Genomic DNA, 14,108 nt, shown 5'->3' with positions numbered 1-14,108 from the left:
GCAACCACTTCCCGGTTGCCGGACTCACGATGGGAAATGCCATGAATAGCAAAGTCGACGAAACCCCTCATTTGCTCCGTCAGCGCGATCAATTCGTGCCACGTGGCCTGGTTACCGCGCACCCGTTGGTGATCGATCGGGCCCAGGGTTCAGAATTGTGGGACGTGGACGGCAAGCGCTACCTGGACTTTGTCGGCGGTATCGGTGTGCTTAACATCGGTCACAATCACCCGAAGGTGGTCGCGGCGGTGCAGGCGCAGTTGCAAAAAATCTCCCACGCCTGTTTTCAGGTGGTGGCCTATAAGCCTTATCTCGACCTGGCCCAGCGCCTGTGCGAAATGATCGGCGGCCAGGACGCTTATAAAGCGGCGTTCTTCACCTCCGGCGCCGAAGCGGTGGAAAACGCGGTGAAGATTGCCCGCGCCCACACCAACCGCTCGGCGGTGATCGCCTTTCGTGGCGGGTTCCATGGCCGGACTTTGCTCGGCACCACGCTGACTGGCATGAGCCAGCCGTATAAACAGAACTTCGGGCCGTTCGCGCCGGAGGTCTTCCACACCCCGTATCCGAATGCCTATCGCGGTGTCACCAGCGACATGGCGCTCAAGGCGCTGGACGAGTTGTTGGCGACCCAAGTGGCGCCTGAGCGGGTCGCGGCGATCATCATCGAACCGGTGCAGGGCGATGGCGGTTTCCTTGCGGCACCGGCGGAGTTTCTTCAGGCCCTGCGCGCGCTGACTGAAAAGCACGGCATCGTGCTGATCCTCGATGAGATCCAGACCGGTTTCGGGCGTACCGGCAAGTGGTTCGGTTTCCAGCACGCCGGGATTCAGCCGGATCTGGTCACCGTGGCCAAGAGCCTGGCCGGCGGTTTGCCGCTGTCCGGTGTGGTCGGCAAAGCCGAGATCATGGACGCGCCATTGCCCGGCGGCCTCGGCGGTACTTACGGCGGTAACGCGCTGTCGTGCGCGGCGGCGCTGGCGGTGATCGAAGCCTACGAGCAAGAGCAGTTGCTGGCCCGTGGCGAAGCGTTGGGCGAGCGTCTGCGTCAGGGACTGTTGCGCTTGCAGGCCCGTTACCCGCGGATCGGCGACGTGCGCGGCAGCGGCTTCATGCTGGCGATCGAGCTGATCAAGGATGACGAGGCACGGACCGCGGATGCCGACCTCAACCAACGACTGATCGACGAAGCCCGGGCCGGTGGCCTGTTGGTAATCAAGTGCGGCGTGCAACGCAACGTGTTGCGCTTCCTCGCACCGCTGGTGACCAGCGAAGCACAGATCGATGAAGCGTTGCAGATTCTCGACGCGGCACTGGCACGAGTCTTGAACTGAGCTCACGCCAGCTCACGGGCGCTGCCACATGGCATCGCCCGTGAGCATTTATGGAGCATGGATTGATGGAATGCATCATCGGAGGCTTTACACACCATGGGGCTGACTGATTATCGAGCGTTGCTGATCGATTGCGATGAAGTGCTGGTGGATCGCGATTCCGGAGTCTGGGCGGCGTTGCAGCCGTTGCTCGACAGTCGTGGCGGACATCCGGACAAGGCACAAGTGCTGGCTGAATTCAGCGCGGTAGTGCAGGCGCTGTACCCGCGTTTCGGCGAGTTGGGCTTCAGTGGTTTGCTGTGTTTCGCCCACCGTCAATTGGCCGAGCGCTGGGAGTTGAAAGCCAGTTGGGAGGAGGGCATGAGCTTCGCCCGGTCCGTCGTCGGCTGGTCGTTGTTCGAGGATGCACCCGGCGCCATGCTGTACTTGCGCAAATTCTATCGCCTGTTGGTGCATGGCGACCGTGACGCCGAAGATCGCGGCCTGCTGTGTGAACGCCTGGGGATCATGCCCGACGATTTTATATCCCTGGCAAGCGACCCATTGCAGGATCATGACTGGCTGGCGGCCAATGACCTTGATGCCAACGCCATCCTCCAGGTAACCCGGCCTGGTGCCCGACAACCGGGGGCGGGCGCAGTCTGCCTGATCTGTCGCGGCCGGGCCAGACACCCGTCGCCGTGCGCGGCGGATTACTGCATCAACAGCATGGCGGATCTGGTGGCTCAGCATCAGCTGTCTTTACGGCGCTGATTTTGCTAGAAGATTGTCTTACAAACGGCAGTCAAGAGGTACGCAATGGAAGGTTTAGTAAAACTGGACCGAATCGACATCAGCATCCTGGTTGAGCTGCAAAAGGACGGGCGTATGACCAACGTCAGCCTGGCGGATGCCGTGGGCCTGTCGGCCAGCCCCTGCCTGCAACGGGTCAAGCGGCTGGAGTCGGCCGGGTATATTTCCAGCTACAAGGCTCACCTGAACCTGGCCAAGATCACCGACTCGGTCACGGTGTTCACCGAAATCACCTTGAGCGACCACAAGCGCGAGGACTTCGCCAAGTTCGAGTCCAATATCCGTCTGGTCGACGAAGTGCTCGAATGCCACCTGATCAGCGGCGGCTACGATTACCTGGTGCGCTTCATGACCCGCAGCATTCAGCATTATCAGGAAGTGGTCGAAAGCCTGTTGGACAAGAACATCGGCATCTCCAAATACTTCAGCTACATCGTCATCAAGTCACCCGTGCTCAAGGACGGCGTGCCGCTGCGCAAATTATTGCGCCACTGAAGCTGACTCCGCGTACCCCATTCCCTTGCAGCCTGCCGCGCCTTCATAAGAGGCGCGCGACGGGCTGACACCGCTCCCACAGGTTTCTCATGCACCTGGATCGGACATTCGAGCCGCACAACCGCTTAATGCGCTTCATGCTGGCGCAGTCCGCATAAATCGCTGTTTAGGCGGCGAAAACAGTCTTCGTTTGCGTTACGGGCGATGAATTCGGAACAAAGCCTAAAATTGCCTGCGTTGTAATGCGTTCAGAGAGGGGGCAGGTCGTTGCAGGGCTGCAACGATCCGTGGAACAACACCAATCGGAGCGCAAAAAAATGCGAATGAGCCACGCAAAAAAAGCACTGTTGGGTTACGGCGTCTTCATGCTGGCAAGCAGCACCGAGGCGCATCAAATCTGGTACGAGCAGCCACCGGGGCAACCCCTGGCGTTGTACTACGGGGAATATGACAAGAACATGCTGGAAGTCACTCCGGGCGGGATGGACCGGTTCAGGCAACTCAAGGGCTGGTCGATCAGCGACAGGTCCCAGCCGTTGCGCCTGACCTTGCAGCGCCAGGCGTTTGCGGTGGCGCATCAAGCCAACGCGGATGATTCGCTGCTGGCCGAGGATGGGCACTACCCGATCTTCGACCTCCACGAAGGCGATAAAACCCTCAAGGCTTACTGGACGCCCGCCACCCGTTGGGTCGGCGATCTGCGCGCCCGCACCCCGGAATTGACCCTGGACATCGTGCCCACCGGCGTCGCCGATGCGGGCAAGGCGCAGTTCCAGGTGTTTTATGCGCACAAGCCCCTGGTCAATCAGGACGTGGTGCTGGAAACCGGCTCCGGGGAAGTGTTCACCCAGCGCACCGACGCGGCTGGCAAGGTCAGTTTCGAACTGCCCTGGCAGGGCACCTATGTGGTGGCCGTCGAATACAAGGATCACACCGCCGGGCAGCGCACCAATCCTCAGGGTCAGGCTGAGCCCTATGACGTGAAGAGCTTCAGTTCAACACTGTCGTTCTATCGAAAGGAAGGTCAGGTACCCTTGCCGCGGGCGCCGTCGCAGCTGCCGGCATCGGAAGTTGCCAGGCTGAAGAAACAGGGCTGAGCCAGCGGTAGTCCACTGACCAAGACATGAGTGACTGATATGACCCTATCTACAAGCGTGGCAGGGCAGGCGGGAAGTGTTTCCCCTGCGCTGGCCACCAGCGTTGCCAAAACCAACACCCGGATGTTGGCCATCGATGCCTTGCGCGGCTTCGTCATGCTGTTGATGCTCATCGACCATGTGCGCGAAACCTTTCTGCTGCACCGTCAGGTCACCGACCCGATCGATGCGCTGAGCGTGACCCCGGACCTGTTCTTCACCCGCCTGCTGAGCACCCTTTGCGCCCCGGTGTTCATCTTCCTCACCGGGTTGTCGGCCTGGCTCTACAGCCAGAAACACACGGCCAGTGAAACCTCGGTGTTCCTGCTCAAACGCGGGCTGTTCCTGGTGTTTCTGGAGCTCACGTTCGTGTGCTTTGCCTGGAACGCCGAGTTCCCGCCCAAGACGCTGTGGCTGCAAGTGATCTGGTGCATCGGCATCTGCATGATCGTGCTTGCCGGGTTGCTGCACTTTAAACGCGGTTGGCTGATCGTGCTCGGAGTGGCGATCGTCGCCGGGCACAACTTGCTCGATGGCGTGACCGTGGGGCCGGAGTCGCCGTTCTTCGTGCCGTGGTCGATCCTGCATCAGCGGGTATTCATCGACATCACCGAGTTCACCCGGGCTCGCACCACGTACCCGGTGTTGCCGTGGATCGGCGTAATCCTGCTGGGTTGGGCCATCGGGCCGTGGTTCGGCAAGGACATGGAACCGGCCGCGCGGATTTCCCGCTTGCTCAAAGTCGGCGTCGGCCTGTTGGCGGCGTTCGTGTTCATCCGTTACCTGAACGTTTACGGAGAGAAACCCTGGGTGCAGACCGGTGATTCGCTGCGCACCTTCATGAGTTTCATGAGCGCGAAGAAGTACCCGCCGTCACTGATGTTCCTGATGCCGACCCTCGGCCTGGGGCTGATTCTTCTGGCGTTGTTCGAGAAGGCCCAGCATCGCTGGTCCACCGCGACCCTGGCGGTCTACGGTGGCGCGCCGATGTTCTTCTACTTGTTGCACCTGTATGTGCTCAAGGCCATGTACCTGGTGGCGGTTGCCATCTGGGGCGCCAATCAGGGCACCTATTACGGCTTCGATAACCTGCCCACGGTCTGGCTGTGGAGCGTGATTCTCGGGGTGCTGCTGTTCTTCCCGACACGCTGGTTCGCCAACCTCAAGCAGCGCCGTCGCGATATCGCGATTCTCAAATACCTCTGAGCCGCTCTTCGGTGTCCCCCCATCGGGCGGGACACCTTACGACCCGCTGCGCACGACCGATTTTCCAGGAGAAAACTGTGAAGACGTTAACCACGCACGCCCTGCTTTTGGCCTTGGGAGGGGAAACCCTGCTCGCCCAGGCATCGGAACAAGACAACGCCAACGGTTTTTTGCAGGACAGCCAGTGGAGCCTGCTCAATCGCAGCCTCTATGACCGCCGCGATTATCAACACGGCTCACTGAGTAGCGGCGCCCGCAACGCCTATAAACCCAGGGCCCAGCGCAGCGATCTGGCGGAGGAGTGGGCTTACGGTCTGATGGCCGATGTGGCCTCGGGTTTCACCACCGGTACCGTGGGTTTCGGGCTGGACGCGCACCTGTATTCCGGCTGGCAACTGGACAGTGGCGGCGGACGCGCCGGCAAGGCGCGGGTGCTGGGCGTGGACAACGAAGGCCACCCCAAGGATGAATTCAGCCGAGGCGGCGCCGTGGCCAAGCTGCGTTTTTCCTCCACCGAATTGCGCTACGGCGAGCAACGGGTGAAAACCCCGGTATTCGGTTCATCCGACAGCCGCTTGCTGCCCGAGACCGCCACCGGCTGGCTGCTGACCAGCCGCGAACTGCCCGGCACCACGTTGTACGGCGGGCACTTCAACGAGAGCACCGACCGTAACGCCACCAGTCATGACCAAGGTTTTGTGGTCAATTACTCCAACGGCAAGCAGGGCAACAGCTTCGATTTGATCGGTGGGCGCAACACCTCGGTCAAGGGACTCAATGCCAGCCTGTTCAGCGCGCAGTATGACGATACCTGGCGTCAGCACTATCTGGGCGCGGTGTACACGCAGCCGTTGGCCGCCGGCCAGGACCTGACTTTCGACCTAAACCTGTATCGCACCCAGGACACCGGCAAAGCGTTATCGGGCCGAATCGACAACACCACCTGGAGTTTGCTGTCCACCTACAAAATCGGCGCTCACAGCTTCGGCCTGGGTTATCAGAAGGTCGACGGTGACACGCCCTTCGACTACGTGACCCGAGGCGCGATCTACCTGAGCAACTCGGTGGCCCTGTCCGATTTCAACGCACCCGAAGAAGCTTCCTGGCAGGCCCGTTACGATCTGAATATGGCTGGCTACGGCGTCCCCGGCCTGACCTTAGGTGCGTTGTATGTGCGCGGCAGCGGCATCGACGGCAGTCACATGGACCCCAACGGCGGTTACAAGTGGCTGGGTTACGGGCAGGGTGGCAAGCATTGGGAACGTGATCTGCAGGCCAAATATGTGGTGCAGTCGGGCCCGGCGAAAAACCTCGGGTTTACCCTGCGCCATGCGGTCCATCGGGGCAATTCGGCACAGGCTGAGCTGGATGCCGATCAGATTCGTCTGGCGATTGAATATCCGTTGGGCGGGAAATTCTGAGGCTCACGCCTTGTAGCAGCTGCCTCGCACAGCTCGGCAGCTGCTACGGGATTAGCGTAACCGGGACCGATTACGCTGATTCAAATCGGCCAGCGCTATTTGACGGCGTAAACCTTGCGCACATACCGCGCACTGTTCCAGGCACAAGGTGCCCCTTGTGGCACGAACACGGTGTCACCGGGGTTGACCGTAACGCTGCTCCCGTCAGGCGCCTGCAAAGTCACGCTGCCTTCGAGCAGGTGCATCAGCTCGTTGAGTTTGTGCGCTCGGCCATGGCGGGTGTAAGGCGTCGAATCCCACACGCCGACACGCAGATCAGTGGCGTCATCTTCGAAGGCATTGCGCGAGCGACACTGCGGCGTAGGCCCGATCAGTATCTGCGGTTCCGGTGCCGCCGAAGGGGACAGCATCGCCAGCGGGTCGAGCGCTGTCAGCCCCGGTTTCTGTTCGGCGCTGGGGCTGGTGACAGCACAGAAGGCCCAGCAAGTATCGGGTTGTGCCTGAAACCTGAGCGCCGTGCCGCGACCGATCACGGCGCTGGCACCGATGCCCAGTTCCAGCACCTGTTCCCCGGATTGCAGCACCACATGCCCGGCATGGACCACGATCACTTCGGTGTGCGGGAAGTGCTCGATATCGACGGTTTTGCTGGTGTGAACAAGGCCCGCCGAGACGCCGTCGGACCCAATGTAGGCGATCTGACGACCGTCCATGAACGGATCGATGGAACTCAAGGGCGCTGCCTTGAAAGACGTAGAAACGCGGCTGCCGTCGACGCGGGCCAACAGCACAATGGTGGGTTGAGACATGCGGGTGACGCTCCCTGCAAATGGGGGGTAGAAAGTGATGGAAGGCGCTCGCTTCATCGCGCGCCGGGATCAGCCAATGGCTTGGGTGACGAGGGCAAATTGGCGGACGCCGTTGGCCGCTTGCGGCGGTGTGCCCCGTGCCATTTGCGCCACGGTGTCGACCTGTTTGAGACCGGCCAGCTCCAGCCACTCGCTCAAACCACTGTCCGCTGGAATGTCGATTCGCACGAAAGCGTCCGGCACCTGGGCCAGCAACACCGCGATCAGGTGTTTGGCCTGTTCAAGGTTTTCGGCGATGACCGGGCCGAGGCAACGACCGCGACCGAACGGGCGCAGCAGGGCGAAGGCACGCAACTGACCGTCGCGCTCGATGCCCACCGAATGCTCGGCCACCGCGAACAGCTCCGTGAGCACCGCTTGCCGGTCCAGCCCGCTGCCGGCGTTGGCCAGTGCCAGTTGAGGAGCCCGATCCGCCGCCTGTAACGGGCGGCATTCTTCACCGTCTGCCAGCGGTTCAAGCGCGGGCGCCTGAGCCAGGCCTTGATGCTGCTGAATCCGCCCGAACTCGACAAACCCCTGGCTGGCGTAAAGCGGCGCACCGGCGAGGGTCGCATTGAGCATCGGCGTGCGCGACTGGCAGGCCTCCAGTGCGTGCTCCATCAATCGACGGCCGATGCCCTTGCCCTGATAGTTGTCACTGACAATCACCAGGCCGATGGTGGCGAAGTCGCCCTGCCGGCAGGCGAATGCGGTGCCGATCAGTCGGTCGCCATCGAGCACCACGAAACCTTCGCTGACCCGCTGCAGCATCGCCCAGTCTTCCAGGCGATGGGGCCACTTCAACTCGACAGACAAGGCATGGGCCGAAGGCAAATCAGCAGCGGTCATCGGCCGATAGACATAAGCGGAAGGGTGCGAGGCGGACATGATGAATCTCCGTTTTACAGTGTGCGCGATCAACCGGTTTTCCGGCGCGAGGATGCCTGTATCCCATCTGCGTGAAGGCCTGACAAGGGGGGCGGAAGGATTCGGCAGATTCCTCACCTCAAAGGCCTGCAGACCACACTTACTACTTAATTGCCCCATAAGGTCGGCAGCAAATGCTTGGGCTTTTTTTCTACGATGGAGGCCTGAGTAAACGCCTCGCCGTCCCTTTTTGGAGTGCTCCATGGATAGCTTCGATCCTCGCCTTATCGCTGTGCGCAGCGCTCATTTTATTGCCGGAAAATACCGCGACGCCCAACCGGGGCTGGAGGTGGTTCGCCCTTCAGACGGTCAGGCCTATGCCCAGCTGCCGATCGCCGATGCCGACCTGGTGGATGAGGCGGTCAACGATGCCTGGCAGGCGTTTAACCGCAGCGATTGGGCCAGCCGTCCGCCCCGGGAACGGGCACGGGTCATGCGTCGCTGGGCCGATCTGATTGAAGCCGATGTCGCCGTGCTGGCGCCGCTGGAAGCGGTGGGCTCGACCCGTCCGCATAAAGATGTGATCGCCTGGGACATTCCTTATGTCGCCGAGGGCATTCGTTTCTTTGCCGAACTGGCGGACAAGCACGGCGGCCACGTCGCGGCGACCCAGACCGATCGCCTGGGCATGCAGATCGCCGAACCGTACGGCGTGATCGCCGCCATCGCGCCGTGGAATTTCCCCTTGAGCATGGCTTCGTGGAAAGTCGCGCCGGCGCTGGCTGCCGGCAATGCCGTGGTGCTCAAACCGTCGGAGCTGACGCCGTTTTCCAGCCTGCGCTTTGCCGAACTGGCGGTGCAGGCGGGCATTCCTGCCGGGATTTTCAACGTGGTTCAGGGCGATGGGCGGATTACCGGCGATGCGTTGTGCCGTCATCCACGGGTGGGCAAGGTAACCTTTACCGGCTCCACGGCAACGGGTTCGAGCATCATGTCCACTTGTGCATTGGTGGGGCCGAAACCGGTGACCCTGGAGCTGGGCGGCAAGAGTCCGCAACTGGTGTTTGCCGACGTGCCGGACATCGCGAAAACCGCACGCACCGTGGCGCTGGCCATCACCGGCAATGCCGGGCAGGTGTGCGTGTCTGGTTCGCGGTTATTGATCGAGCGCTCGATCATGGAGCCGTTCGTTGCACACTTGCAGGCGTATTTCGAGGAATTGCGTCCAGGCCCGACCTGGTCATCCGAGAGCACGCTGTCGCCGATTATTTCCCGGTTGCAGGCCAGCCGTATCGACGGCATCGTCCAGCGTTCACGCCAGGCCGGGGCCGAAGTGCTGACTGGCGGTGGCTTGTTCGAAGGGCTGGGCGGTGCCTATTACCAGCCGACTTTGCTGGCCGGCCTGGACAATCAGAACCCGGCGATCTGTGAAGAAATCTTCGGCCCGGTGCTGACGGTGCAGGCGTTCGATGACGAACAGCAGGCACTTAGCCTGGCCGCGCACGCCACCTACGGCCTGGCGGCGGGCGTGCACACCGCCGACATCAACCGCGCCCTGCGCCTGGTCCGGCGGCTGGAGGCGGGCACGGTGTGGGTCAACCGCTACGGACGCAGCAATGACTACATCCTGCCGACCGGTGGCTACAAACGCTCCGGCATCGGCAAGGACCTGGGCCGCGAAGCCTTCGAAGCCAACTTGCGCTTCAAGAGCGTGCTGATCGATATCGTCCAATAACACGGCCCCCGTAGCAGCTGCCGAGCAGCGCGAGGCGGCGTTCGGCGGCGAAGCCGTCGTAAACCCGATTTGCAAGGTTTTCATGACACACCGCAATAGCTGATTTCACGACGGCTTCGCCGCCGAACGCAGCCTCGCAGGCTCGGCAGCTGCTACACCGGGTAGTCATCAAGAGAAGGTTCAAACCGCACCCAAACGGGCGCTTCCTCAGGGAAGCGCCCGTTTTCGTTCAGCCCGGCGCAGGTTCTGCCGTGAATGGGGGCGTTCGTCAGGCTCGCATAGCCATGAAGGTCCATAAGAGCGCATAAATACGGGGTTTGCCCAAGGCTGGAGCGAGCCGCAAAGTCTGCTGAGGGGGCAGGCTAAAACGGTGGTTTGTATCAAGCAGAGGTCGCTTTTAACGCCATCTGCTGATTTCACGGTGTTGTAATGACGGTGTGCTGCAGCGTTGCATCGCCGCTCCCGAAACGCAGCGAATACCTGTCGCGCCATGACCTCAACGAACTTCAGGACCGCACTCAATGAGCTTTCTTCGCCCCAAATTCATTACGTTCGACTGCTACGGTACGCTGACCAATTTCCACATGGGCACGATGACTCGCGAGCTGTTCGCCGATCGCGTGGTGCCCGAGCAGATGGATCAGTTCGTCAAGGATTTTTCCGCCTATCGCCTGGATCAGGTCATGGGTGACTGGCGGCCTTATGATGAAATTCTCAAGACCGCACTGGCACGGGTCTGCAAGCGTTGGGGTGTCGAATACCGTGGCGAAGGCCAGCTGTATTACGACGCCGTGCCGACCTGGGGCCCGCACCCGGACGTGCCGGCCGGCCTGTCGAAAATCGCCGACAAGATTCCCCTGGTGATTTTCTCCAACGCCAGCAACAGCCAGATCATGTCCAACGTCGACAAGCTCGGCGCACCGTTTCACAAGGTCTTCACCGCTGAACAGGCCCAGGCCTACAAGCCGCGCCTGGCGGCGTTCGAGTACATGCTCGACAACCTCAACTGCGGCCCGGAAGACATCTTGCATGTGTCTTCCAGTTTCCGTTACGACCTGATGCCGGCCCACGACATGAAGATCAAGAACAAGGCCTTCGTCGCCCGTGGTCACGAGGTTCCGGGCAATGCGTTCTACGGCTACCAGCAGATCACCGACATCGGTGGACTGGCGGCGCTGGTCGGTCTCTGAGTTGAACGGTAACGGCGCTCTTCACGCAATAAGGGGTTAGACATGGGCAGTGAATCCTACTGGCTCGACACCGCACCGGCCTTTTCCGGTGCTCAGCTCGGCGCATTGCCCGGGCAGGTCGACGTGGCCATCGTCGGTGGCGGTTTCACCGGCCTGGCGGCGGCTCGCGCGCTGGCCTTGAAGGGCGCCAGTGTGGTGGTGCTGGAAGCCGGGAGAGTGATCGGCGAAGCCTCCGGGCGCAACGGCGGCCAGTGCAACACCGGCGTTGCCCAGGACTATGCCGGGCTGAGTGCCAGCCTCGGTGCCGACAAGGCGCGGGCCTATTACCAGGCCTATGAAAGCGCGGTACAGAGCGTTGTGTCCCTGGTGGAGCAGGAGCAGATCGCCTGCGACCTCAAGCGCAACGGCAAGCTCAAACTGGCGGCCAAACCGCTGCACTACGAAGGCCTGGCGCGCACTTGCGAATTGATTCGCAAGGAAGTCGATGCCGAGGTCGAGTTGCTGAACGCCGAACAGACCCGCGCCGAAGTGAGTTCGGCCCAGTTCCATGGCGGCTTGCTGCAGCGCAACGGCGTGCAGATGCACGTCGGGCGCTTCGGCGTCGGTCTGGCCGAGGCCGCTGCACGTCATGGCGCGCTGATCTATCAAGGTACACCGGTGACGGACTGGAAGGCCCAGGCCGGCGGTTATCGGGTCAACACCGCCAAGGGTTCTTTGCACGCCGGGCAAGTATTGCTGGCGACCGGCGCTTGTCAGCACGGTGGCCTGGGCTGGTATCGGCGGCGGATCGTGCCAGTCGGCAGTTTCGTGATCGCCACTGAGGTGCTGCCGCAGTTCCTCATCGATCAGTTGCTGCCCGGTCGGCGTGCCTATGTCACCAGTCGCATGATCGGTAACTACTTTCGCCTGACCCCGGACAACCGCTTGCTGTTCGGCGGCCGTGCGCGGTTTGCCATGTCCGACAGCGTGTCCGATGCCAAGAGCGGCAAGGTGCTGCAAGCGGCGATGGTGCAGATGTTCCCGCAGTTGGCCAAGGTGAAAATCGATTACTGCTGGGGCGGGCTGGTGGACATGACCTCCGACCGTTTGCCTCGCGCCGGTCAGCATGGCGGGGTTTATCACTCCATGGGCTACAGCGGCCATGGCGTGCAGATGTCGGTGCACATGGGCCAGGTGATGGCCGAGGTGATGGCCGGCAAAGTCGAGGCCAATCCCTGGCGCGAACTCGACTGGCCAGCGATTCCCGGGCATTTCGGCAAGCCGTGGTTCTTGCCGTTCGTAGGCGCTTACTACCGCCTCCAGGACTATTTGCATTGAGTTGATGTTGTGGCGTCACCGTCGTTTGCGTTTCCAGGACGCCCCGGACATCCGTGGGCACTCGAGCCTCATTTTTTCGACAGGTACAACTGATATGACTGACAACAAGATCGACTCGAAACTGATTTCCGGCCAGGACAGCCTGCGGGTATTCGAAGGCCTCAACCGTGGCATGTCGCGGCGCCACGCCTTGCAGATGCTCGGCGTGGCGGGTGTTGCCGCAGCGGGCGCCGGTAGCCTGTTCGGCGCTGCCGGCAAACTGTTCGCCGAAGAAGCGGCAACCCCGGGCAAAGGCAAGCCGGGCGGGCGGATTCGCGTCGCCGGCATGTCCAGCTCCACCGCCGACACCCTGGACCCGGCCAAGGGCGCGCTGTCTACCGACTACGTGCGTCACTTCATGTTCTACAACGGCCTGACCCGTTTCGACAGCCACCTGGTGCCGCAACTGGAACTGGCCGAGCGCATCGATAACACCGATGCGACGCTGTGGATCATCACCCTGCGCAAGGACGTGACCTTCCACAACGGCAAGACCCTGAGCGCCGCCGACGTGGTGTTCTCGCTGTCGCGCCACAAAGACCCGCTGACCGGTTCCAAGGTCATGCCGCTGATGGCGCAGTTCGAAGAGATCAAGGCCACCGGCACCCACGAAGTGCAGATCCGCCTGAGTGCGCCGAACGCCGAGCTGCCGTCGATCCTCGCCGTGTCGCACTTGTTGATCGTTCCCGAAGGCACCACCGACTTCAACCAGGGCATCGGCACCGGGCCGTTCACGGTCAAGGAATTCAAACCGGGCGTGCGCTCGATTGCCGCGCGCAACACCGGCTACTGGAAACCGGGCCTGCCGTACCTCGACGAGATCGAATTCATCGCGATTGCCGACGAACCGTCACGCGTCAACGCGCTGCTGTCGGGCGACGTGCACATGATCAACGAGGTCAACCCACGCTCGACCACACGGATCAAGGCCAGCGCCAAACACCGGGTCGTCGATGCGCCGTCGGGCAACTACACCGACCTGATCATCCGTCAGGACCAGATGCCGGGTAAAAGCGCCGAATTCACTCAGGCGATGAAGTATTTGCTGGACCGTGAGCAAGTGAAATCCGCGGTGTTCCGTGGCTTTGCCGTCGTCGGTAACGACCATCCGATTTCCCCTGGCTCGCGCTACTACAACGCCGACCTGCCGCAGCGGGCCTACGACCCGGAAAAAGCCAAATTCCTGCTGAAGAAGGCCGGCATGGAAAGCATCACCATGCCGCTGGTGGCATCGCCTGCCGCGACCGGTTCGGTGGACATCGCCGTGCTGTTGCAGCAATCGGCGAAACAGGCCGGGCTCAAGCTCGACGTCAATCGCCTGCCCAGCGATGGCTACTGGTCCAACCACTGGATGAAGCACCCGCTGAGCTTCGGCAACATCAACCCTCGGCCGAACGCCGACGTGATGTTCTCGCAGTTCTTCCAGTCCAGCGCGCCATGGAACGAGTCGGGCTGGAAGAACGATCAGTTCGACCAACTGCTGATGCTCGCCCGCGGTGAAACCGACGACGCCAAGCGCAGCAAGATGTACGCCGATATGCAGGCCCTGGTGCATGAACACAGTGGCATCGGCGTGCCGGTGTTCATCAGCAACATCGACGGCGTCGACCAGCGCATCAAGGGCTACGGCAGCAACCCCCTCGGCGGTTTCATGGGCTACATGTTCGCCGAACAGGTCTGGCTCGATGCCTGATCGGCCGCACACGGGCGTAAGCGGGGCTATTGCAT

General features: G+C 61.7%; 12 protein-coding genes. 10 read left to right on the top strand and 2 right to left on the bottom strand.

The annotated features are described in order from the left end of the window. Positions 1 to 41: 41 nt before the first annotated feature. The 6 genes from gabT to AF70_RS05575 all read left to right on the top strand — a co-directional run bounded on the left by gabT (position 42) and on the right by AF70_RS05575 (position 6,384). Positions 42 to 1,334: a 4-aminobutyrate--2-oxoglutarate transaminase gene (gene gabT / locus AF70_RS05600; protein ID WP_028940557.1), complete on the top strand. Its 1,293-nt coding sequence runs from the start codon at positions 42 to 44 to the stop codon at positions 1,332 to 1,334. A 96-nt stretch (positions 1,335 to 1,430) separates the two neighbouring features. Next, a complete protein-coding gene (locus AF70_RS05595) occupies positions 1,431 to 2,087 on the top strand; it encodes a 2-haloalkanoic acid dehalogenase (RefSeq protein WP_028940558.1) in 657 nt (218 codons plus the stop codon). A gap of 45 nt (positions 2,088 to 2,132) precedes the next feature. Beyond that, positions 2,133 to 2,621: an Lrp/AsnC family transcriptional regulator gene (locus AF70_RS05590; protein ID WP_003174918.1), complete on the top strand. Its 489-nt coding sequence runs from the start codon at positions 2,133 to 2,135 to the stop codon at positions 2,619 to 2,621. A 323-nt stretch (positions 2,622 to 2,944) separates the two neighbouring features. Further along, complete coding sequence (locus tag AF70_RS05585) at positions 2,945 to 3,718, top strand: DUF4198 domain-containing protein (protein WP_231380576.1); 774 nt, start codon at positions 2,945 to 2,947, stop codon at positions 3,716 to 3,718. Between the two features lie 39 nt (positions 3,719 to 3,757). Beyond that, positions 3,758 to 4,963 (top strand): DUF1624 domain-containing protein, encoded by a 1,206-nt coding sequence (locus AF70_RS05580; protein WP_028940559.1) that lies wholly within the window; start codon positions 3,758 to 3,760, stop codon positions 4,961 to 4,963. A 77-nt stretch (positions 4,964 to 5,040) separates the two neighbouring features. Continuing rightward, a complete protein-coding gene (locus AF70_RS05575; RefSeq protein ID WP_028940560.1) occupies positions 5,041 to 6,384 on the top strand; it encodes an OprD family porin in 1,344 nt (447 codons plus the stop codon). A 95-nt stretch (positions 6,385 to 6,479) separates the two neighbouring features. Here AF70_RS05575 and AF70_RS05570 read toward each other — a convergent pair whose 3' ends face one another. After that, positions 6,480 to 7,193, bottom strand: coding sequence for a cupin domain-containing protein (locus AF70_RS05570; protein ID WP_028940561.1), 714 nt, complete (start codon positions 7,191 to 7,193; stop codon positions 6,480 to 6,482). Positions 7,194 to 7,262: 69 nt separating this feature from the next. Continuing rightward, positions 7,263 to 8,120, bottom strand: coding sequence for a GNAT family N-acetyltransferase (locus AF70_RS05565; RefSeq protein WP_028940562.1), 858 nt, complete (start codon positions 8,118 to 8,120; stop codon positions 7,263 to 7,265). Positions 8,121 to 8,361: 241 nt separating this feature from the next. Here AF70_RS05565 and AF70_RS05560 point away from each other — a divergent pair, with 241 nt between their 5' ends. The 4 genes from AF70_RS05560 to AF70_RS05545 all read left to right on the top strand — a co-directional run bounded on the left by AF70_RS05560 (position 8,362) and on the right by AF70_RS05545 (position 14,073). Then, positions 8,362 to 9,834, top strand: a complete 1,473-nt coding sequence (locus tag AF70_RS05560) for an aldehyde dehydrogenase (RefSeq protein ID WP_028940563.1) — start codon at positions 8,362 to 8,364, stop codon at positions 9,832 to 9,834. A gap of 521 nt (positions 9,835 to 10,355) precedes the next feature. Continuing rightward, positions 10,356 to 11,024, top strand: a complete 669-nt coding sequence (locus AF70_RS05555) for a haloacid dehalogenase type II (protein WP_028940564.1) — start codon at positions 10,356 to 10,358, stop codon at positions 11,022 to 11,024. Between the two features lie 42 nt (positions 11,025 to 11,066). Further along, complete coding sequence (locus AF70_RS05550; RefSeq protein WP_028940565.1) at positions 11,067 to 12,341, top strand: FAD-binding oxidoreductase; 1,275 nt, start codon at positions 11,067 to 11,069, stop codon at positions 12,339 to 12,341. A 94-nt stretch (positions 12,342 to 12,435) separates the two neighbouring features. Continuing rightward, on the top strand, positions 12,436 to 14,073 hold the full coding sequence (locus AF70_RS05545; RefSeq protein WP_028940566.1) for an ABC transporter substrate-binding protein: 1,638 nt from the start codon (positions 12,436 to 12,438) through the stop codon (positions 14,071 to 14,073). Positions 14,074 to 14,108 lie beyond the last annotated feature (35 nt).

The organism is Pseudomonas sp. KD5 (genome assembly GCF_012932895.1).
GTDB lineage: Bacteria > Pseudomonadota > Gammaproteobacteria > Pseudomonadales > Pseudomonadaceae > Aquipseudomonas.
Note: the sequence above shows the minus strand (reverse complement) of the source record. Positions and strands in the feature narration are given on the sequence as shown.